Genomic DNA, 19,352 nt, shown 5'->3' with positions numbered 1-19,352 from the left:
ACCCCGGCGGGCCGGCCGTCTTGGCGGGCGCCGGGGCGCGGCGCGGACGCCTGCCGGGCCCCGGCTGCCGGTCCGTCCGCGTACCGACGCTCACTTCGTGGTCACTTGTCCGTCGGTGGCGGACTCCAGCTCCTCGTCGTAGCCGCGCGCCGCCTCCTCGACCGAACTGTCACCCGTCGTCACCCCCTCCATCGCCTCCTGGATCGCGGTGGAGACCTTCGGATACGCCGGGTACGCGGGCCGGTAGTGGGTGCTCGCGACCAGGTCCGTGAAGAACTTGATGCCGGGCTGCGCCTTCACGTACGCGGGGTCGGCCGCGACGTCCTCACGCACGGCGATACCGGAGTTGGCGATGTACCACTTCTGCGCGTTCGCCTTCGTCTGCATCGTCTTGATGAATGCGAAGGCCAGGTCCGGGTTGGCCGCCTTGGCCGGGATCGACCACGTCCAGCCGCCGGACATGCTCACCTTGCCGGGCGCCTGGCCGTGCTGGGTCGGCATCGCGGCGAGGCCGAGCTTCTGCGACCACTCGGGCCACTCGTGGCCGGCGCCCTTGCCCCAGTCCTGCGGCAGCCAGCTGCCGTCCAGGTCGATCCCGAGCTTGCCCTCCGGCAGCAGTTCACCACGCACCGCGGTGCCGAAGTTCGGATCGAGGGCGTCGGAGACGTCAGGGCCGAGCTTCTCCCGGTAGACCGTCTCCACGAAGGTGAGAGCGTCCTCGAACCCCTGGCTGCCAGTGATCCACTTCTTGGCGGCCGTGTCGTACAGCGGGTCCGACGTCCCGTCGTTCGTCCCGTACAGCAGCATCTCGAAGCCCTGCATCGTGGCGGCCTCGCCCGCGGGCTTGCCGGTGTAGACGTTGAGGGGCGTGACGCCGGGGACCTTCTTCTTGATCGTGCGGGCGGCGTCGAGAACGTCCTCCCAGGTCCTGGGCTTCCAGTCGGCGGGCAGCCCCGCCTTGGCGAAGACGCCCTTGTCGTACCAGAGCCCGCGGGTGTCCGTGCCGTCCGGGACGCCGTACGTCTTGCCGTCCTGCGCCTTGGCCGCGCTCTTCGCCGTGTCGACGAACCGGTCCCAGTCGTCCCACTTGGCGAGGTAGCCGTCGAGCGGCTTCAAGTACCCGCTGGTGATGTCGGAGTTGATGAGGAAGGTGTCCTCGTAGACCAGGTCCGGCGCCGTCTTCGGCGAGCGCAGCATCTGCTGGAGCTTCGTGTAGTACTCGGAGTCCGGGGCCTTGATCGGGACGAGCTCGACCTTCTTGCCCGGGTTCGCCTTCTCGAACTGCTTCTTGACGTCCGCCAGATAGGTGTCCATCACCTTGACGGAGTTGTCCGTGGACTGCTTGAAGGACACCTTCACCGTGTCCGGATCACTCCCGGATCCGCCGCCACAGGCGGTCAGCGTTCCGGCGGCGGAGAGGACGAGCAGGGCGGCGAGGAACGGGGCGCTGGTACGGGAGCGGGGGGCTTGGAACGGGGCGCTGATACGGGGGCGAGCGGCGGGGAGCGGGGCGCTGATACGGGGGCGGGCGGCGATGGGACGCACGGGCACGACCTCCTACGGGCCTTCGTCGGCCGAGTCTGTCTGCCCCGTGAACGTAAGAGGAATGGTCTAGTCAGGTCAATGACCTTGCAGGGGGCGGTGGTTGGGAGGAAGGGGAGGGGGTGCGGGGAGGTGGCTGGGTGACTTGTGGGGTGGGTGGGGAGTGGGGTGGGGGGAGTTCGAGGGTGGGTGGTGGTCGACAGGGGTGATCGTCGATGGGGTGGGGTAAACGTTTGCGTAAGCGTTTGCGTAAGCGTTTACGGCGCGCCTGTGGGCTGACGTGGGCGAGGTGCGGGCGTGGGTGCGGATCTGGGTGCTTGCGGGTGCGCCTGCCGGCTGTGGACCTCACGGCGCCGGGGCCGTGGGCGTAAACGCTTACGTAAACGTTCGCGTAAGCGTTTACATACGCGTTAGCGTTTACGTGCGCGTCCTCTCACAAGTCCCGACACGGACGCGCTTGCGGAACCCCGCACAAGCACCGCCCGCGAGTTCCGCGCACCGCACCGCACCGAAGGCCCTTCCCGCCGACCTTCGCCGTCCACCGCCCGCAAACCGCTTGCGTAAACGCTTACGTAAGCGTTTACGCAAAGGCTTACGTAAGCGTTTACGCGTGCCCTTACCCGCCCCCCGCACGCGAGGCCGACTACTTGGCCGCCTCCACCCACCGATACACCAGCTCCGGCCGCCCCACCTGCCCGTACAGCGGGCTCCGCCCGGCCCACCCCGCGTCCACCAGGTGCTCCAGGTACCGACGGGCCGTGATCCGGGAGATGCCGACCGCCTCGCCGACGCCCGCCGCGGTCAGGCCCTCGCCGCAGTCCCGCAGCGTCCGCGTCACCCGCTCCAGTGTGGGCGCGCTGAGCCCCTTCGGCAGCGCGGCGGGACCCGGTGCGCGCAGGGTGGCGAGCGCCCGGTCGACCTCGTCCTGCCCGCTGGCCTCGCCCGCCGCCGCGTGGAACTCGGCGTAGCGCACCAGCCGGTCCCGCAGGGTGGCGAAGGTGAAGGGCTTCAGCACGTACTGCACGACTCCGAGGGAGACGCCCTCGCGCACCACGGCGAGGTCCCGTGCCGAGGTCACGGCTATGACGTCCGCCTGGTAGCCGGCGGCGCGCAGGGAGCGGGCGAGCTGCAGGCCGTGCACGTCCGGCAGGTGCAGGTCGAGCAGCAGCAGGTCCACCGGGGTGCGGTCCAGCGCGCGCCGCGCCTCCGCGCCCGTGCGGGCCTTGCCGACCGCGGTGAAGCCGGGTACGCGGCCGACGTACATGACGTGGGCGTCGGCGGCGACCGGGTCGTCCTCGACCACGAGTACGCGGATGGGCTCGGTCATGCGTCGCCTCCAGGCAGGGCGGTGCGGGCGGGCCCTGCGGGTCCGGGCACCCGGTCCGGCAGGGCGGTGCGGGCGGGCCCTGCGGGGCCGGGCACCCGGTCCGCGAGCAGGACGGCCGCCGCGGGCCCCGCCCCGGCGGGGCCCGCCGGGTCCGTGGCGGAGCCCACCGTAGGCAACGGCATCCGCACCTCGAACTCCGCCCCGCCCCCGGCCGCCTCCGTCACCGTCAGTGTGCCCTCGTGACGGCTCACTGCCTGGCGCACGAGCGCGAGTCCGAGCCCCCGGCCGCCGGGTCCCGCCGGCTTCGTCGACCAGCCGCGCTCGAAGACGGCCTCCGCGTGGGCCGGGGCCACCCCCGCGCCGGTGTCCGCGACGCGCAGGACCAGCCCCTCCCGGTCCGTGCAGGCCGTCACCGTGACCCGCGCCCCCGCCGAACCCTGCGCCGCGTCCACCGCGTTGTCGATGAGGTTGCCGAGGATCGTCACGAGGTCCCGGGCGGGCAGCGAGGGAGGGAGCAGGCCGTCGTCGAGGCCGCTGTCCTCCGACACCACCAGCTCCACGCCCCGCTCGTTGGCCTGCGCGGCCTTGCCGAGCAGCAGCGCGGCCAGCACCGGCTCGCTGACGGCGGCCACCACCTGGTCCGTCAGCGCCTGCGCCAGCTCCAGTTCCGCCGTGGCGAAGTCGACGGCCTCCTCGGCGCGTTCCAGCTCGATCAGGGACACCACCGTGTGCAGACGGTTCGCGGCCTCGTGCGCCTGCGAGCGCAGCGCCTGCGTGAAGCCGCGCTCGGAGTCCAGCTCGCCCATCAGGGACTGCAGTTCGGTGACGTCGCGCAGGGTCACCACCGTGCCCCGGCGCTCGCCGCCCGACACCGGCGAGGTGTTGACGGCCAGCACCCGGGTGTCCGTCAGATGCACCTCGTCCATCCGGGGCTCGGAGGACAGGAGCGCCCCCGTGAGCGGTGCGGGCAGGCCGAGCCGGGCGACCGAGAGGCCGACGACCTCGCCGCTGACACCCAGCAGCTCCCGGCCGCCGTCGTTGATCAGCGCCACCCGGTACTGCCCGTCCAGCATGAGCAGCCCCTCGCGTACGGCGTGCAGGGCGGCCTGGTGGTAGTCGTGCATGCGGCTCAGCTCGGCCGCGTTCATGCCGTGGGTGTGGCGGCGCAGCCGGGCGTTGATCACGTACGTGCCGACCGCGCCCAGGGCGAGCGCTCCGGCCGCGGCCCCGAGCAGAGCGGTGACCTGGTCCTGGACCCGGGCGGTGATGGCCTCGACCTTGATGCCGGCGCTGACCAGGCCGACGATGCGGCCGCCGTCGCTGATGGGTGTGACCGCGCGCACGGACGGGCCGAGGGTGCCGGTGTACGTCTCCGTGAAGGACTGGCCGTCCAGGGCGCGGGCCGTGTGGCCGAGGAAGTGCCGCCCTATGAGGTCCTCGTCCGGGTGGGTCCAGCGGATTCCGCGCGGGTTCATGATCGTCACGAAGTCCACGCCGGTGTGCCGCTGCACCCGCGTCGCGTACGGCTGCAGGCTCCTCGTCGGGTCCGGGGTGCGGATGGCCGCGCGTACGGAGGGGGCGTCGGCGACCGAGCGGGCGACCGCCATGGCCTGGCGGCCCGCGGCCTCCTCGGCCTGGCTGCGGTCGCTGATGTAGGTGAACAGCGCGTATCCGGCGACCAGGACCGCGATCAGCACGGCCTGCATGGCGAAGAGCTGGCCGGCCAGGCTGCGGGGGGTCGGGACGCGGGGGAGGCGCATGCCAGTCAGTCTGCCTCGCGCGGTGAGCGTGAACTAAATGAACGGAAGGGTGACCGCCCTCACAGGCCGGGAGATAGTCACCGCACCGGGGAGTCGGTTTCCCGGTCACGCCGGGGCCGCGTCCGCCGTCCCCACCGGGAGCTTCCCCTCCCGGCCTCATCGGGAGTCCCCCTCCCGGCACCACCGCTCGGGAGTCCCCGCTCCCGGCACCACCGTCCGGGAGTCCCCGCTCCCGGCACCACCGCTCGGGAGTCCCCACCCCCGGTCTGTCCGGGAGTCCCCACTCCCGGCCATACGCCCGGGAGCTCCCCGCTCCCGGTTCCGCCCGGACGTGAGCCGCACGCCGGATGATGCCGACGACGTCGTCAAGGAGGGCAGCCGTGACCAGCACACCCGGAACGGCACCTGCCGCACCCGCCGCCAAGCGGGACCGCACGCACTATCTGTACATCGCCGTGATCGTCGCCGTGATCCTCGGCATCGCCGTGGGCCTGATCGCCCCCGATTTCGCGGTCGAGCTGAAGCCCATCGGCACCGGCTTCGTGAACCTGATCAAGATGATGATCTCGCCGATCATCTTCTGCACGATCGTGCTGGGCATCGGTTCCGTGCGCAAGGCGGCCAAGGTCGGCGCCGTCGGCGGTATCGCGCTCGGCTACTTCCTGGTCATGTCGCTGGTCGCGCTCGCCATCGGCCTGGTGGTGGGCAACATCCTGGAGCCGGGCACCGGGCTCGCCGTGACCGAGTCGGTCAAGGAGGCCGGACAGGGCCAGGTGTCCGCCGAGGCGCTGCCGCCGGTGGAGTTCGTGCTGTCGATCATCCCGACCACGATGGTGTCGGCGTTCACCGAGGGCCAGGTCCTGCAGACCCTGCTGGTCGCGCTGCTGGCCGGCTTCGCGCTCCAGGCGATGGGCTCGGCGGGCCAGCCGGTGCTCCGCGGCATCGAGCACATCCAGCGGCTCGTCTTCCGCATCCTCGCCATGGTGATGTGGGCGGCGCCCCTCGGCGCCTTCGGCGCGATCGCCGCGGTCACCGGTTCCGCGGGCCTGGACGCCCTCAAGAGCCTGGCCGTGCTGATGCTGGGCTTCTACGTCACCTGCTTCCTGTTCGTCTTCATCGTGCTCGGCGCGCTGCTGCGGATCGTCGCGGGCCTCAACATCCTCACGTTCTTCAAGTACCTCGGCCGTGAGTTCCTGCTGATCCTGTCCACCTCCTCCTCCGAGTCCGCGCTGCCGCGGCTCATCGCGAAGATGGAGCACCTGGGCGTGAGCAAGCCGGTGGTCGGCATCACCGTCCCGACCGGCTACTCCTTCAACCTCGACGGCACGATGATCTACATGACGATGGCGTCCCTCTACATCGCCGACGCCCTCGGCAAGCCGATGTCCGTCGGGGAGCAGATCCCGCTGCTGCTCTTCCTGCTGGTGGCATCCAAGGGCGCCGCGGGTGTCAGCGGCGCCGGTCTGGCCACGCTGGCCGGCGGACTGCAGTCGCACAAGCCCGCGCTGGTGGACGGCGTCGGTCTGATCGTCGGCATCGACCGCTTCATGAGCGAGGCACGCGCCCTCACCAACTTCGCGGGCAACGCGGTCGCCACGGTCCTGATCGGCACCTGGACGAAGGAGATCGACCGCGAGCGGGTCGACCAGGTGCTCGCCGGACAGCTCCCCTTCGACGAGGAGACGCTGCTCGACCACGACGAGGACGCCTCCCCGGCGGGGCTGCCCGAGCAGGGCGGCGAGAAGGAGCTGGTCAAGGCGTAGAGCTTCGCCGGGCCCCTCCCTGATGGGGGCCCGGCGGAACCGCGCCCGGGCGCCGACGGCACCCGGGTGCCCCGAGAACGCCGGGCGGCCGGGCCACCCCCCGTTGGCCCGGCCGCCCGGTGCGGTACGGACATCGCGCGGAGCCGCTCTCCGTGCCTGTCACCGGCCAAGGCCCGACTCTGGCCGACGGCCGTCCCCGTCCCCGTCCCCGCCGAACCAAGCCGGCCCCGCGACGCCGGTCCCGTCCGGGAACAAGGCCCGGACGAGGCCCGGTAAGGCTCAGGCGCGGACCGGACGAGGCACAGGCAAGGCCCGGGGCGGACCGGACGAGGCTCATACGTGGGCCTGGCAAGGCCCGGCGCGGACCGGACGAGGCCCACATGAGGGCCAGGCAAGGCCCATATGAGGGCCAGGCAAGGCCCGGACGAGGCCCAGGTGAGCCATAGACAAGGCCCAGGTGAGCCCCAGACAAGGCCCAGCCGGAACTAGGCGCTCAGCTTCGCCACCAGGCCGGTGGCCCGAGAGGCGGGTACGCCCGCCGTGGTCAGCATCGTGACCGCGGCGGAGCGGCCCGCCTCCTCCGCTGCCAGCAGGCCGTCGTTCACGGCCTCCATCAGCGCGAACAGCATCTGCTCGTGCACATAGGCCAGGGCCCGCGGGGGCAGCGGGGACTCGAAGACGCCCTGCTCCAGACCGCGTCCGAGCAGCTCGGCGCAGGCCTCCCGGACGGGCGTGAGGCGGTCGCGGATGCCCTGCACGGTGACGCTGCGCTGGGCGAGCGCGACCAGCAGCCGGTAGCGGTCGGCGATCTCCCAGACCGCGAGCGTCGAGCGGACCAGCGACTCCGCGGGGTCCTCGGCGCCCGCGCGCCCCGCCGCGTGCGCCGCCTCCACCGCCTCGACCGCACCCTCGAAGAGCGTGCCGATCAACGCCTCGCGGCTCGGGAAGTGCCCGTACACCGTGCGCCGGACGACGCCCGCGGCCCGCGCGATCTGGTCCATGGAGGCATCGGGGTCGCGCAGCAGCTCGGCCAGCGCGACATCGAGGATGCGTCGGCGGTTCACGTCGGCGCGGCTGGCGTTACCCGTGGTCATGGCTGTCATTCTGCCTGCCCTTCGTCCTCGGCGGTCGTCGCGTCCACCCGGTCACCACCGCCGCGATTTGCACAGCCCTGTGCAATGACGTACGTTGCACAGTGTCGTGCAATTGCACGGTGCTGTGCAAGTGGTCGGGTGAGACGGCCGCCGCGCAGGTCCATCGCGGCGCGGGCCGAGCGTCCGTTCCCGCGCGAGTCGACACAGGAAGGGCGACCCGTACCCATGCGTCTCGTCATGAACCAACCGGTCGAGAGGATGGACCGGCCCTACGCCCGGCGCTGGTGGGCCCTGCTGGTGCTCTGCCTGAGCCTGCTGATCATCGTGATGGCGAACACCGCGCTGACGGTCGCCGCCCCGGACATGACCCAGGACCTCGGTCTGTCCAGCGCCGACCTGCAGTGGGTCATCGACGGCTACACCGTCCCGTACGCCGCGCTGATGCTGCTGCTCGGCGCGATCGGTGACAAGTACAGCCGGCGCGGCGCCCTCGTCCTCGGGCTCGTCGTCTTCGGCGGCGGGGCCGTCGCCGGTTCGCTGGTCGGCAGCTCCACCGGCGTCATCGCGGCCCGTGCCGTCATGGGCGTGGGCGCGGCGCTGATCATGCCGGCCACGCTCTCGCTGCTCGCCGCGACCTTCCCGCGCGCCGAGCGCGCCAAGGCGATCACGCTGTGGACCGCCACCGCCGGACTCGCCATCGCGGCCGGGCCGCTCGTCGCCGGCGCCCTCCTGGAGCACCACGGCTGGTCCTCGACCTTCCTGATCAACGTGCCCGTCGCCGCCGTCGCGATCGTCGGCGCCCTCGTCCTCGTACCGCCGTCCGCTGCCGCGCACCACAACCGGGTCGATTACGTCGGCGGGCTGCTCTCCGTGGTCTGGATCGGCGCGCTCGTCTACATGATCATCGAGGGGCCGCACTTCGGCTGGGGCGTGAAGGCCGTGACCGCCGCGGTCGTCGCCGGTCTCGGTCTCGTCCTCTTCGTGCTGTGGGAGCTGCACCACCCGCACCCGGTCATCGACGTGCGCCGCTTCGCCAACCGCGGGTTCGCCGGCTCCAACCTCGCGGTCGCGCTGTTCTTCCTGGCCGTGTTCGGCGCCTTCTACTTCCTCACCCAGCACCTCCAGTTCGTCCTCGGCTACGACGCTCTGGACACCGGAGTGCGCATGCTGCCGCTCGCCGGGGCCGTGTTCGTCGGCTCCGCGCTCACCGGGTACCTGACCCCGCGCGTCGGCATGCGGATCACCGTCACCGCGGGCATGGTCGGCGGTACGGCGGCCCTCGCGCTGCTCACCCGGATCGACGCCTCGTCCTCGTACGGCGACTTCGTCCTGCCGCTGGTCGTCCTCGGCCTCGCGATCGGGCTCGCGCTGTCGCCCTGCACGGACGCCATCATGGGCGCGTTCCCCGAGTCCGAACTGGGCGTCGGCGGCGCGGTCAACGACACTTCGCTGGAACTGGGCGGCTCCCTCGGCATCGCCATCCTCGGTTCGGTGCTGGCGAGTTCGTACTCCTCCCACCTCTCCGACGCCACCGCGGGCCAGGGTCTCCCGGCGAGCGCCCTCTCCACCGCGCAGGACTCGGTGGGTGCGGGCTACGCGGTCGCCCAGGGCATCGGCGACAAGGCCCGGCAGGCGGGAGAGCAGGCGGCCCACGCGCAGAACGCCGAGCAGGCCGCCCAGTTGAAGTCGCAGGCCGACCAACTCGCGGAAGGCGCTCGGCACATGGCGGACGCGGTCGGCGCGTCCTTCTCCGACGCGGTCGCCCACACCAGCCTGATCGGCGCGGTGGTCCTCGGCGTCGGCACGGTGCTGGTGGCGGTCATGCTGCCGCGCAAGGGGCGTACGACGCGGCCGGAACCGGAGCCGGAGACCGTACAGGCCACGGACACCGACGAGTCGCAGACGCCGGACACCGACGGAATCTCGCGGGGTGACGCGACCCCGGCCGGCACCGGCTCCGGCGGCGACGCGGAGGCCGCCGACGAGAAGTCCGAGACCGTGGGCGGGCGCGACCGTTCGTGACGCGCCGACCGTACGGACCCGGGCCGGGTCCGTACGTGAGGCACCGCCTGTACGGGCCGGGCCGGCGTCCGAGTGTGGCGCCCGAACGGCGTGGACCGGGCCGACGTCCGTACGGACGCACCGGACCGCGTGGACCGGTCCCGCCAGACCAGGGCCGGGGTCCGGGGAGTCGGGGGGCTTCCCGGGCTCCGGCCCTTGCCGCGTCTCACGCGTAGGGGTCGGTGATCTCCCGCAGCAGCGTCAGCGCTTCCCTCAGCTGGGTCATCCGGCGCCGGCCGAGGTGCGCGGCCCACTCCGCCTCCACCTCGGCCACGGTGGCGGCGACGGGAGCGGCCGCGAGCCCGCGCTCGGCGACGCACACCAGCCGGGCACGCCGGTCGGTCGGGTCCGGCACCCGCCGCACGTACCCCGCCCGCTCCAGCCGGTCGACCAGGAATCCGGCCGTCTGCTTGGTCACCTGAGCCTGTTCGGCACTCCCGGGCCGTCACCGGGCCGCTCGTGGGGGTGCACCCGTACGTCAGTCGTTCTCCCCGTGCGGCACGGCACCGCGAGTCGTGGCCACGGGCGTCTCGCCGACCGTCTCGGCGACCGCCCGCGGCAGCCACTCCCGTGCCTGCCCGAAGGAGTAACCGAGCGCGGTGGCCCGGGAGTTGTCCATCCCGTACGAGCGGGTGAACGAGAACGGCGAGACCTCGCCGACGTCGACGGTCCGGAACACGGTCCTGCCGCCGGGGACGTGCGCGGCCACCGCGCGGCACAACTCCTCGGTGGTCAGCACCCCGTGGGAGGCGGCGTTCACCGGCCCCGTGAAGTCCCCGCGGGTGACCCACATGAGGAAGTCGGCGATCTCCTCGACGTGGATGTACGTCGCCGGACGGTTCACCGGCGGTACGGCGATCGGCTCGCCCGCCTCGATGCGCCGGACGTAGTGGTCCAGCCGTCCCGTGAAGTCGTCGTCCCCGCCCAGCACATGGGCGACGCGGACGGAGACGTAAGGGAAGTCCGGGGCCCCGGCGAACACCGCCTCGGCCTGCCGCTTGCCCTCGCCGTAGTGGGCGTCGAGGAACGCGGGGTCGTCCCAGGGGAGGCCGGGGTCCACCGCGACCGTCCCCGGGTCGACGGCGTCCTCGCGCACCGGCACCGACGAGTCCTCGTCCTCGTACACCTCGACCGTGGAGGTCATCACGTACCGGCGGGTGCGGCCGGTGAAGACGCGGCGCGCGACGGCCGCCTGCCGGGGTGAGTAGCAGACCTGGTCGACGACGACGTCGAAGGTGCGGGAGCCGAGCGCGGCCGTCAGCGCCCGCTCGTCCCCGCGGTCGGCGATCACGTGGAGCGCGCCGTCGGGCGGCGGCGAGGAGCCGCGGTTGACGACCGTGACGCGGTCGCCGGCGGCCAGCAGCCGGGCGATGAGCCGCTTTCCGAAATAGCGGTTCCCGCCGATGACACACACGTCGCGCACGACGCCCTCCCGAATTCCCCAGGTCCGCACCCGGCGGCCGTCGCCCGTGCGGTGATAATTCTCCCGTCGCGGACCGCGGCACTGAAGGGGGACTCATGGGAGATCAGGCCGTCGTACCGAAGGAACCACGGTCCCAGCGCGGCGTCGCCGACGAAACGTCGGCGGCCTTCGACGAGCTGGACCGGCACATCCTCGAACTGCTCCAGACCGACGGCCGGATCAGGCTCAGCGAGCTGGGCCGCCGGGTCAGACTGAGCCCGGCGGCGGTCGCCGAGCGCGTCCGGCGGCTGGAGTCCGCCGGGGCCGTCACCGGGTACGGCGCCCACGTCGCCCCCGCCCGCCTCGGCTACGGCATCCAGGCGTTCGTCCGCGTGAACCCGCACGGCGGCTACACCCTCGGGCACCCGAGGACCCGGGAACTCCTCGCCCGGCCCGAGGTCGTGGAGGTCCACCACGTCGTCGGCGAGGACTGCTGGATCCTCAAGGTGGCGGTGCGGGACACCGTCCATCTGGAGGAGATCCTGGCGCAGACCTCCGCCCTCGGCCGGACCACCACGTCGATCGTCCTGTCGTCCCCGGTGGAACGGAAACCGCTGCTCCCGCCCCCGCCGCGGTGAACCGCTTGCCCTGACGTCGGCGTCAAGGTCTACCGTCGTGGACATGCGAATCGGCGAGCTGGCGGCGCGGGCCGGGACGACCACGCGGACCCTGCGCTACTACGAGACGCGGGGACTGCTGCCAGCGCGGCGGGGCGAGAACGGGTACCGGACCTACGACGAGGACGACCTGACCCTGCTGCGGCAGATCAGGACCCTCCAGGACTTCGGGTTCGACCTGGAGGAGACCCGGCCCTTCGTGGAGTGTCTGCGGGCCGGGCACCCCGAGGGCGACTCCTGCCCCGCCTCGCTCGTCGTGTACCGCCGCAAGCTCGGCGAACTCGACGTGCTGATCGGCGAGTTGCAGGCGGTGCGGGCCCATGTCGGCGCCCAGCTGGCGAGGGCCGAGCGGGCGCGCGACGAGCTGGCGGCCGGTGCGGAGGTTCCGGGCGGCCCGGAACCGGTGTGCGAACTGGGAGGACGGACGCAGTGATCCGAGCGGCAGGAGTGGCCGAGGTGACGGACGCGGACTTCGCGGCGGAGGTGATCGGGGCGGAACTGCCGGTGCTGGTGGAGTTCACCGCCGACTGGTGCCCGCCGTGCCGGCAGATGGGCCCGGTGCTCAGCGCCGTCGCCGCCGAGGAGGACGGCCGGCTCAAGGTGGTGCAGCTCGACGTGGACACCAATCCGCAGACCGCGCTCGCCTACGGGGTGCTGTCGATGCCCACCTTCATGGTGTTCCGGGGAGGTGAGCCGGTGCGGTCCATGGTCGGCGCCCGGCCGAAGCGGCGGCTGCTGGAGGAGCTGTCCGACGTGCTCTGAAATCCGGAGCGGCTGAGAAACGATTCTGCGGGTGCCGGGAACGAAAAAATCCCTCGAGCAATTGCGCTCGGGGGATTTCTCTGCGTATATTCAATGATTCGCGACCTGCAATTCGGGTCGCGAATGAGGTTCACTGCGCACAGTATATCCGGCCGGGAGCGGAATTGTCAAACACCGAATTTCCAGACGATGAATTGCGGCACGAGCAGGAATTCATCGACGCCCTGTACGCCCGCGTGGACGCACTGCGCGGCGCCACGGAGGCGTCCGTCGTCGACGCGCTCGGCCAGGGCAACACACCGATGCAGGCCAGACTGGAGAGGGACGTCCTCGTCGCCGAGCGCTCCGGGCTGCTGGCCGCCCTGAACGCGGTGGACGGCTCCCTCTGCTTCGGCCGCATCGACCTCACCACGGGCGTCAGCCACCACATCGGCCGGATCGGCGTCCGCGCCGACGACGCCGAACTCACCCCGATCCTGATCGACTGGCGGGCCCCGGTCGCCCGCCCCTTCTACCTCGCCACCGGCCACACGCCGATGGACCTGCGCCGCCGCCGGCACATCACCACCGACGGCCGCCGGGTCACCGCCCTGCACGACGAACTCCTCGACCTCGGCGAGCGGGAGCGCACCGGCCACGAGGACCCGGCGGGCGACGCCGTGCTGCTCGCCGCCCTCAACTCGGCCCGCACCGGCCGGATGAGCGACATCGTGCAGACCATCCAGGCCGAGCAGGACCGCATCATCCGCGCCCCGCACCGGGGCGTCATGGTCGTCGAGGGCGGCCCCGGCACCGGCAAGACCGCCGTCGCGCTGCACCGGGCCGCGTTCCTCCTCTACGAACACCGCGAGCTGCTCGCCAAGCGGGCCGTCCTCATCGTCGGCCCGAACCCGGCCTTCCTCGGCTACATCGGCGAGGTGCTGCCCTCACTCGGCGAGACGGGCGTGCTGCTCGCCACCGTCGGCGAGCTGTTCCCCGGGGTGCGGGCGACCGCCGCCGACACCCCCGAGGCGGCCGCCGTCAAGGGCCGCGCGGACATGGCCGACGTCCTCGCCGCCGTCGTACGCGACCGGCAGGCGCTGCCCGATCCGGTCATCGCCATCGAGCACGACCGGGACATACTGATGCTCGACGAGGGCCTCGTACGGGTGGCCCGCGAACGCACCCGCGAGGCGAAGCTGCCGCACAACGCGGCGCGCGAGCACTTCGAGGGCCACATCCTCAACACCCTCACCGACATGCTCGCCGAGCGGATCGGCACCGACCCCTTCGACGGCTCGAACCTGCTCGACCCCGGCGACATCACCCAGATCCGCGACGAACTCGCCGAGAACCCCGAAGTCTGGTCCGCGATCGACCAGTTGTGGCCCCGGCTGACCCCGCAGCGCCTGGTCGCCGACTTCCTGGCGGCCCCGGAGGGACACCTCCCGGACGAGGACGCCGCCGCGGTCCGCCGCCCGGTCACCCGGGCGTGGACCGTCGCGGACGTCCCGCTCCTGGACGAGGCGGCGGAACTCCTCGGCGAGGACGACCGCGTGGCGCGGGCCGTCGCCGAAAGGGAGCGCAACGCGCAGGTCGCCTACGCCCAGGGCGTGCTGGACGTCTCCTACGCCTCCCGGACCTACGAGTTCGAGGACAAGGACGAGGAGGACTCCGAGATCCTGTCCGCGCACGACATCATCGACGCGGAACGGTTCGCCGAGCGGCACGAGGAGGACGACCACCGCAGCGCCGCCGAACGTGCCGCGGCCGACCGCACCTGGGCCTTCGGGCACATCATCGTCGACGAGGCGCAGGAGCTGTCCCCGATGGCCTGGCGGCTGCTGATGCGGCGCAGCCCGACCCGCTCGATGACGCTGGTCGGCGATCCCGCGCAGACCTCCGAGGCGGGCGGCGTCGGCTCCTGGTCGGACATCCTCGCCCCGTACGTCGAGGACCGCTGGGAGCACACCCGCCTGGCCGTCAACTACCGCACCCCGTCCGAGATCATGGACCTCGCGGCGGCCGTCGTGCGCGCCGGGAACCCGGACTTCGAGCCGCCGAGCTCGGTGCGCTCCACAGGTGTACGGCCCTGGGTGCGCGCCACCGACGACCTGCCCGGCGCGGTGGCCGGGGCCGTCGCCGAACTCACCCCGGCCGAGGGGCGGCTCGCCGTGATCGCGCCCCGGGACCTGCACCGGGTGCTGGCCGCCCGGCTCGACGGGGTGACCGCGGGGGAGGAGCCCGACCTGACCAGCACCGTCGTGCTGCTCGACCCCCGGCAGGCCAAGGGGCTCGAATTCGACTCCGTCCTGGTGGTCGAGCCGGGGCGGTACGGGAGGAGCGATCTGTACGTCGCCCTGACCCGCGCCACCCAGGCGCTGGGCGTGCTGCACACCGGGGACGTGCCCGAGGCCCTGAAGGCGGCCTGACGCCGCGGGGGCCGAATCCCTGCCCGGAGGAGGATTCGGCCCCCGCGGCGCCGGTGGGCGGGCTACGGGGTCAGGCCGGGCGCAGCCACACCGTCGACAGGGGTGGCAGGGTCAGCCGGATGCTCGCCGGACGGCCGTGGGCGCCCTGCGGCTCCGGCTTCACCGGGTGCGGGTTGGTGACGTCGCTGCCGCCGTACCGGGCGAGGTCGGTGTTGAGGACCTCGTGCCACGCGGGCACGTCGTCCGGCACCCCGAGCCGGTAGTCGTGCCGGACCACCGGCGCGAAGTGGGAGACGGCGAGCAGCGGGGAGCCGTCCGCGTCGTACCGCAGGAAGGCGAGGACGTTGTCCTCCGCGGCGTCCCCGGCGATCCAGGCGAACCCGGAGGGCTGGGTGTCCCGCTCCCACAGGGCCGGTTCGCCCTGATAGACGGTGTTGAGATCGCGGACCAGGTCGCGGACGCCGCGGTGGTCGGCCTCCGCGCCGTACGCCGGGTCGAGCAGCCACCAGTCGGGCCCGCGCGCCTCGGACCATTCGGCGCCCTGGGCGAACTCCTGTCCCATGAAGAGGAGTTGCTTGCCCGGGTGGGCCCACATGAAGCCGAGGTAGGCGCGGGTGGTGGCCCGCTGCTGCCACCAGTCGCCGGGCATCTTCGACACCAGCGACCGCTTGCCGTGCACGACCTCGTCGTGGGAGATCGGCAGCACGTAGTTCTCGCTGTACGCGTACACCATCGAGAACGTCATCTCGTTGTGGTGGTACTTGCGGTGGACCGGTTCGTGCTGCACGTAGTCGAGGGAGTCGTGCATCCAGCCCATGTTCCACTTCAGCCCGAAGCCCAGGCCGCCGAAGCCGCCGGGCCCGGTGTGGTGGGTGGCCCGGGTGACGCCGTCCCAGGCGGTCGACTCCTCCGCGATGGTGACCACGCCCGGGTTCCGCCGGTAGACGGTGGCGTTCATCTCCTGGAGGAAGGCGACCGCGTCCAGGTTCTCCCGGCCGCCGTGCTCGTTCGGCGTCCACTGGCCGGGCTCACGGGAGTAGTCGAGGTAGAGCATCGAGGCGACGGCGTCGACGCGCAGGCCGTCGATGTGGAACTCCTCGCACCAGTACACGGCGTTGGCGACGAGGAAGTTGCGCACCTCGCGGCGCCCGTAGTCGAACTCCAGCGTGCCCCAGTCGGGATGGGCGGCCCGCAGCGGGTCCGCGGGCTCGTACAGCGGACGCCCGTCGAACTCGGCCAGCGCCCAGGCGTCGCGCGGGAAGTGCGCCGGCACCCAGTCCATGAGCACCCCGATCCCGGCCCGGTGCAGGGCGTCGACAAGGTACTTGAAGTCGTCCGGGGTGCCGAGCCGGGCCGTCGGCGCGTAGAACCCGGTGACCTGGTAGCCCCACGAGCCGCCGAACGGGTGCTCCGCCACCGGCATCAGCTCGACGTGCGTGAAACCGAGGTCGGCCACGTACGCGGGCAGCACCTCGGCGAGCTGGCGGTACGTCAGTCCCGGTCGCCAGGACGGCAGATGGATCTCGTACACGGAGAACGGCGCCTCGTGCGCGGGCCGCTGCGCGCGCCGGGACATCCACTCCTCGTCCCGCCACTCGTGGTGCGAGGCCTCGATGATCGAGGAGGTGCAGGGCGGCACCTCGGTGCGCCGGGCCATCGGGTCGGCCCGCAGTGTCTTCGAACCGTCGGCCCTGGTGATCTCGAACTTGTACAGCTCGCCCTCGCCGATCGCGGGCACGAACAGCTCCCACACCCCGGACGAGCCGAGCGAGCGCATCGGGTACCCGGTGGCGTCCCAGTAGTTGAAGGTGCCGGCCACCCGCACCCCGCGCGCGTTCGGCGCCCACACCGTGAACCGGGTGCCGGTCACGCCCTGGTGCACCATCGGCTGCGCGCCGAGCGCCTTCCAGAGCTGTTCGTGGCGGCCCTCGCCGAGCAGGTGCAGGTCGAAGTCGCCGATCGCGGGCAGGAACCCGTACGCGTCCTCGGTCTCCTGCACCGCCGACTCGTACGTCACGACCAGCCGGTAGTGCGACGGGACCTCGGGCAGCGGCAGCAGTCCCGAGAAGAAGCCGTCGCCGTCGTCCCGCAGCTCGGTCCGCGTCCCGTCGACGTCGACGGACACCCCCAGGGCGTACGGGCGCAGCGCGCGGAAGGCCACGCCTCCGGGCACGACGTGCGCGCCCAGCACCCCGTGCGGGTCGTGGTGCGTGCCGTTCAGCAGCCGTTCCCGGTCGCCCGGCTCGACACCGGCGAAGGCGGGCGGCCCGGGCGGCTCCGGCGGCCCGGCGGGCGCGGGCACCTGGGCGGGCGCGGCCGCCGGTTCGGGCGTCCGGGGCGCGGCCACCGAGACGCCCGCCCGACCGCTCCGCGGCCCGGCGGCCGTACCGCCGGCCCGCTTCTGGGCGGGCACCTTCTTGTCGGCGGTCTTCTTCGCGGTCGCCTTCCCGGCCGGTGTCCGCGCGGCCGTCGTCTTCGCGGCCGTGGTCTTCGTCGCCGCGGCCTTCACCACCGCCGACTTCCTGGCGGCGGCCTTCTTCCCCGTCGCCTTCTTCGCCGCCGGTGCGCCCTCGGCGGCCTTCTTGACCGCCGTCTTCTCCTCGGCGGAGCGTTTCGCGGCCGCCGTCGTCTTCTTCCCGGCCGCCTTCTTCGCGGCGGCCGTCCTCTTGCCGTCGGCCGCCTTCTCGGCGGCGGCCGGCTTCCTCGCGCTCGCGCCGGTCTTCTTCGGACTGTCCTCGGACGGGGGACGGGGGGTCACGGGCAGGGCCTCCTCGGCAGGGGTGAGGTGGGGCGGTTCGGGGCACGGGTCACGGCGAGCCGTCGTCCGCGGCGAGCCGACGGACCGCGGCCATCGGCACCGGCAGCCAGTCGGGCCGGTGCCGGGCCTCGTACAGGACTTCGTATATCGCCTTGTCCGTCTCGTAGGCGCGCAACAGGACCGGATCGGTGCGCGGGTCGCGCCCGGTGACCTCCGCGTACCCGTTGCAGTACGCCGCCCGGCAGGCGTCGGCCCAGCCTGCCGCCCGGGACTCGGCGGAGTGGGCCGCGTAGTCGAAGGAGCGCAGCATCCCCGCGATGTCCCGCACGGCCGGCTGCGGCATCCGGCGTTCCGCGAGCGGCTTCGACGGTTCGCCCTCGAAGTCGATCAGCGACCACTCGCCGGACGCGGACCGCAGGCACTGCCCGAGGTGCAGGTCGCCGTGGATGCGCTGGGCGGTCCAGGTGTGCCCCTCGCCGGCCAGGTCGGACAGGGCCTGGAACGCGGAGCGCAGACCGGGGGCGTACGGCCGCAGCGCGGGCACCGCCTGCGCTGCGGCCTCCAGCCGCTCGGTCATGCCGTCGACGATCAGCTGCAGCTGGGGCGGGCCGACGGTGACCGTGGGCAGCGCGCGGGCGAGCGCGGTGTGCACCTCGGCCGTGGCCCGGCCGAGCGACCGGGCCTCGGCGGCGAAGTCCTCGCCCTTGGCCAGCTCGCGCAGCGCGAGCTCCCAGCCGTCGGCGGCGCCCTGCACGAAGGGCTGCATGACGCCGAGGACGTACGTCTCGCCGGCCAGGTCCGCGAGCATCCACGCCGTGGGGGCGGGAACCCGCGGGCAGCCCTCGCGGGCCAGCATCAGCGGCAGCTCCAGATCGGGGTTGACCCCGGGCACGATCCGGCGCAACAGCTTCAGGATGAACGTATCTCCATAGACGATGGAGGAGTTGGACTGCTCCGCCGTCACCACGCGCGGCACCAGGTCCTCCCGGATGTCCTGGCGCCGGTCGCGCTCGAACCGCAGGTCCCCGACGCGGGCCTGCGTCCGCAGCGCTTCCAGCAGCACGTCGGCGGAGCGGGGGTCGTACAGGGCCTCGTACGCCGTCCGTCCGGCCAGCGGACCCTCGTCGAGATGGCCGATCAGCGCGGGCGCCAGCCGGGGCGGCAGCGCCTCGCGCACGCCTATCAGCAGCTGGTAGCAGTCCCCGGGGTGGGCGGGGGCGCCCGGTGCCGGGGTGAGCGGCTGGTGCGCGCGTACGAGGAGGTGGAACAGGCCCGTCGTGGAACCGGGCGGCAGCAGCTCGGTGGCCGCCACCAGGGTGAATCCGGTCACCGGGCGCCCTTTGCCCGCGAACCAGCGCTGCCGCGGCAGCCATTCCCGCAGCAGTGGATCGAGGGACGCGAGCAGATCAGGGCGGGCGACCGGGGCCGTGACTGGATGGATTGCGGCTTCCGACATGGCGTCGCGTCCTTTCCCCGGGAGGTCGGGGCGGGGTGTTACTGATGCGTGCCCCGGTCGGGCCGGTGGAAACCGGCCCGACCGGGATCTGCGCGCCTTCCGTCCGCTTCTACGCGGTGTCCTTGCGGAGCCGGAACCAGTAGAAGCCGTGGCCCGCGAGGGTCAGCAGGTAGGGCAGTTCGCCGATGGCGGGGAAGCGGACCCCGCCGATCAGCTCGACCGGGTGCCGTCCGCTGAACGCGCTCAGGTCCAGCTCGGTCGGCTGTGCGAAGCGGGAGAAGTTGTGCACGCACAGCACGAGGTCGTCCTTGTACTCGCGCAGGAACGCGATGACGGCCG

The 19,352-nt window shown here is 72.5% G+C and carries 14 protein-coding genes and 1 pseudogene; 6 read left to right on the top strand and 9 right to left on the bottom strand.

The window, feature by feature from the left end; translation table 11 throughout:
* Positions 1-90: 90 nt before the first annotated feature.
* From ACWGIS_RS08430 to ACWGIS_RS08420, 3 genes are all read right to left on the bottom strand, one after another.
* The gene (locus ACWGIS_RS08430; RefSeq protein ID WP_453361764.1) at positions 91-1,428 is read right to left on the bottom strand and encodes an extracellular solute-binding protein; all 1,338 of its coding nucleotides are present in this window, start codon (positions 1,426-1,428) and stop codon (positions 91-93) included.
* A gap of 757 nt (positions 1,429-2,185) precedes the next feature.
* Complete coding sequence (locus ACWGIS_RS08425) at positions 2,186-2,869, bottom strand: response regulator (protein ID WP_453361618.1); 684 nt, start codon at positions 2,867-2,869, stop codon at positions 2,186-2,188.
* Positions 2,866-4,629, bottom strand: a complete 1,764-nt coding sequence (locus ACWGIS_RS08420) for a sensor histidine kinase (protein ID WP_453361617.1) — start codon at positions 4,627-4,629, stop codon at positions 2,866-2,868. The genes ACWGIS_RS08425 and ACWGIS_RS08420 overlap by 4 nt, the downstream gene beginning before the upstream one ends.
* 347 nt (positions 4,630-4,976) lie before the next feature.
* On the opposite strand from ACWGIS_RS08420, the gene ACWGIS_RS08415 reads away from it, so the two are divergent.
* Positions 4,977-6,392, top strand: coding sequence for a cation:dicarboxylate symporter family transporter (locus ACWGIS_RS08415; protein ID WP_402379752.1), 1,416 nt, complete (start codon positions 4,977-4,979; stop codon positions 6,390-6,392).
* Positions 6,393-6,877: 485 nt separating this feature from the next.
* Here the strand turns inward: ACWGIS_RS08415 and ACWGIS_RS08410 are convergent, their stop codons facing one another.
* Positions 6,878-7,495, bottom strand: a complete 618-nt coding sequence (locus tag ACWGIS_RS08410; RefSeq protein WP_453361616.1) for a TetR/AcrR family transcriptional regulator — start codon at positions 7,493-7,495, stop codon at positions 6,878-6,880.
* A 216-nt stretch (positions 7,496-7,711) separates the two neighbouring features.
* Here ACWGIS_RS08410 and ACWGIS_RS08405 point away from each other — a divergent pair, with 216 nt between their 5' ends.
* Positions 7,712-9,508 (top strand): MFS transporter, encoded by a 1,797-nt coding sequence (locus ACWGIS_RS08405; protein WP_453361615.1) that lies wholly within the window; start codon positions 7,712-7,714, stop codon positions 9,506-9,508.
* Between the two features lie 205 nt (positions 9,509-9,713).
* On the opposite strand, the pseudogene ACWGIS_RS08400 reads toward ACWGIS_RS08405, so the two are convergent.
* Positions 9,714-9,968 (bottom strand): annotated as a pseudogene (locus ACWGIS_RS08400) (MarR family winged helix-turn-helix transcriptional regulator); the annotation flags it as partial.
* Positions 9,969-10,025: 57 nt separating this feature from the next.
* Positions 10,026-10,970 carry an NAD-dependent epimerase/dehydratase family protein gene (locus ACWGIS_RS08395; RefSeq protein ID WP_453361614.1) on the bottom strand — a complete coding sequence of 315 codons (945 nt, stop codon included), beginning with the start codon at positions 10,968-10,970 and terminating at the stop codon, positions 10,026-10,028.
* A 95-nt stretch (positions 10,971-11,065) separates the two neighbouring features.
* Between ACWGIS_RS08395 and ACWGIS_RS08390 the strand changes: the two genes are divergently transcribed.
* The 4 genes from ACWGIS_RS08390 (at position 11,066) to ACWGIS_RS08375 (ending at position 14,799) form a co-directional block, all read left to right on the top strand.
* Entirely contained in the window at positions 11,066-11,587 is a 522-nt protein-coding gene (locus ACWGIS_RS08390) for an Lrp/AsnC family transcriptional regulator (RefSeq protein WP_453361613.1), read from the top strand.
* A gap of 43 nt (positions 11,588-11,630) precedes the next feature.
* Positions 11,631-12,059, top strand: a complete 429-nt coding sequence (locus ACWGIS_RS08385) for a MerR family transcriptional regulator (protein ID WP_453361763.1) — start codon at positions 11,631-11,633, stop codon at positions 12,057-12,059.
* Positions 12,056-12,388: a thioredoxin family protein gene (locus ACWGIS_RS08380; RefSeq protein ID WP_453361612.1), complete on the top strand. Its 333-nt coding sequence runs from the start codon at positions 12,056-12,058 to the stop codon at positions 12,386-12,388. Before ACWGIS_RS08385 ends, ACWGIS_RS08380 begins: the two co-directional genes overlap by 4 nt.
* Positions 12,389-12,534: 146 nt before the next feature.
* The gene (locus ACWGIS_RS08375) at positions 12,535-14,799 is read left to right on the top strand and encodes a HelD family protein (RefSeq protein WP_453361762.1); all 2,265 of its coding nucleotides are present in this window, start codon (positions 12,535-12,537) and stop codon (positions 14,797-14,799) included.
* 70 nt (positions 14,800-14,869) lie between these two features.
* Here the strand turns inward: ACWGIS_RS08375 and glgB are convergent, their stop codons facing one another.
* The 3 genes from glgB to ACWGIS_RS08360 all read right to left on the bottom strand — a co-directional run.
* A complete protein-coding gene (gene glgB / locus ACWGIS_RS08370) occupies positions 14,870-17,557 on the bottom strand; it encodes a 1,4-alpha-glucan branching enzyme (RefSeq protein WP_453361611.1) in 2,688 nt (895 codons plus the stop codon).
* Between the two features lie 49 nt (positions 17,558-17,606).
* Positions 17,607-19,013 (bottom strand): maltokinase N-terminal cap-like domain-containing protein, encoded by a 1,407-nt coding sequence (locus ACWGIS_RS08365; RefSeq protein WP_453361610.1) that lies wholly within the window; start codon positions 19,011-19,013, stop codon positions 17,607-17,609.
* Between the two features lie 109 nt (positions 19,014-19,122).
* Positions 19,123-19,352, bottom strand: a 230-nt coding sequence (locus ACWGIS_RS08360) for an alpha-glucosidase C-terminal domain-containing protein (RefSeq protein ID WP_453361609.1), incomplete at its 5' end; no start/stop codon positions are given.

Source organism: Streptomyces sp. NPDC054842, assembly GCF_053611025.1.
The sequence above is the reverse complement of the archived record's forward strand: the minus strand, read 5'-3'. Positions and strand labels throughout refer to the sequence as shown.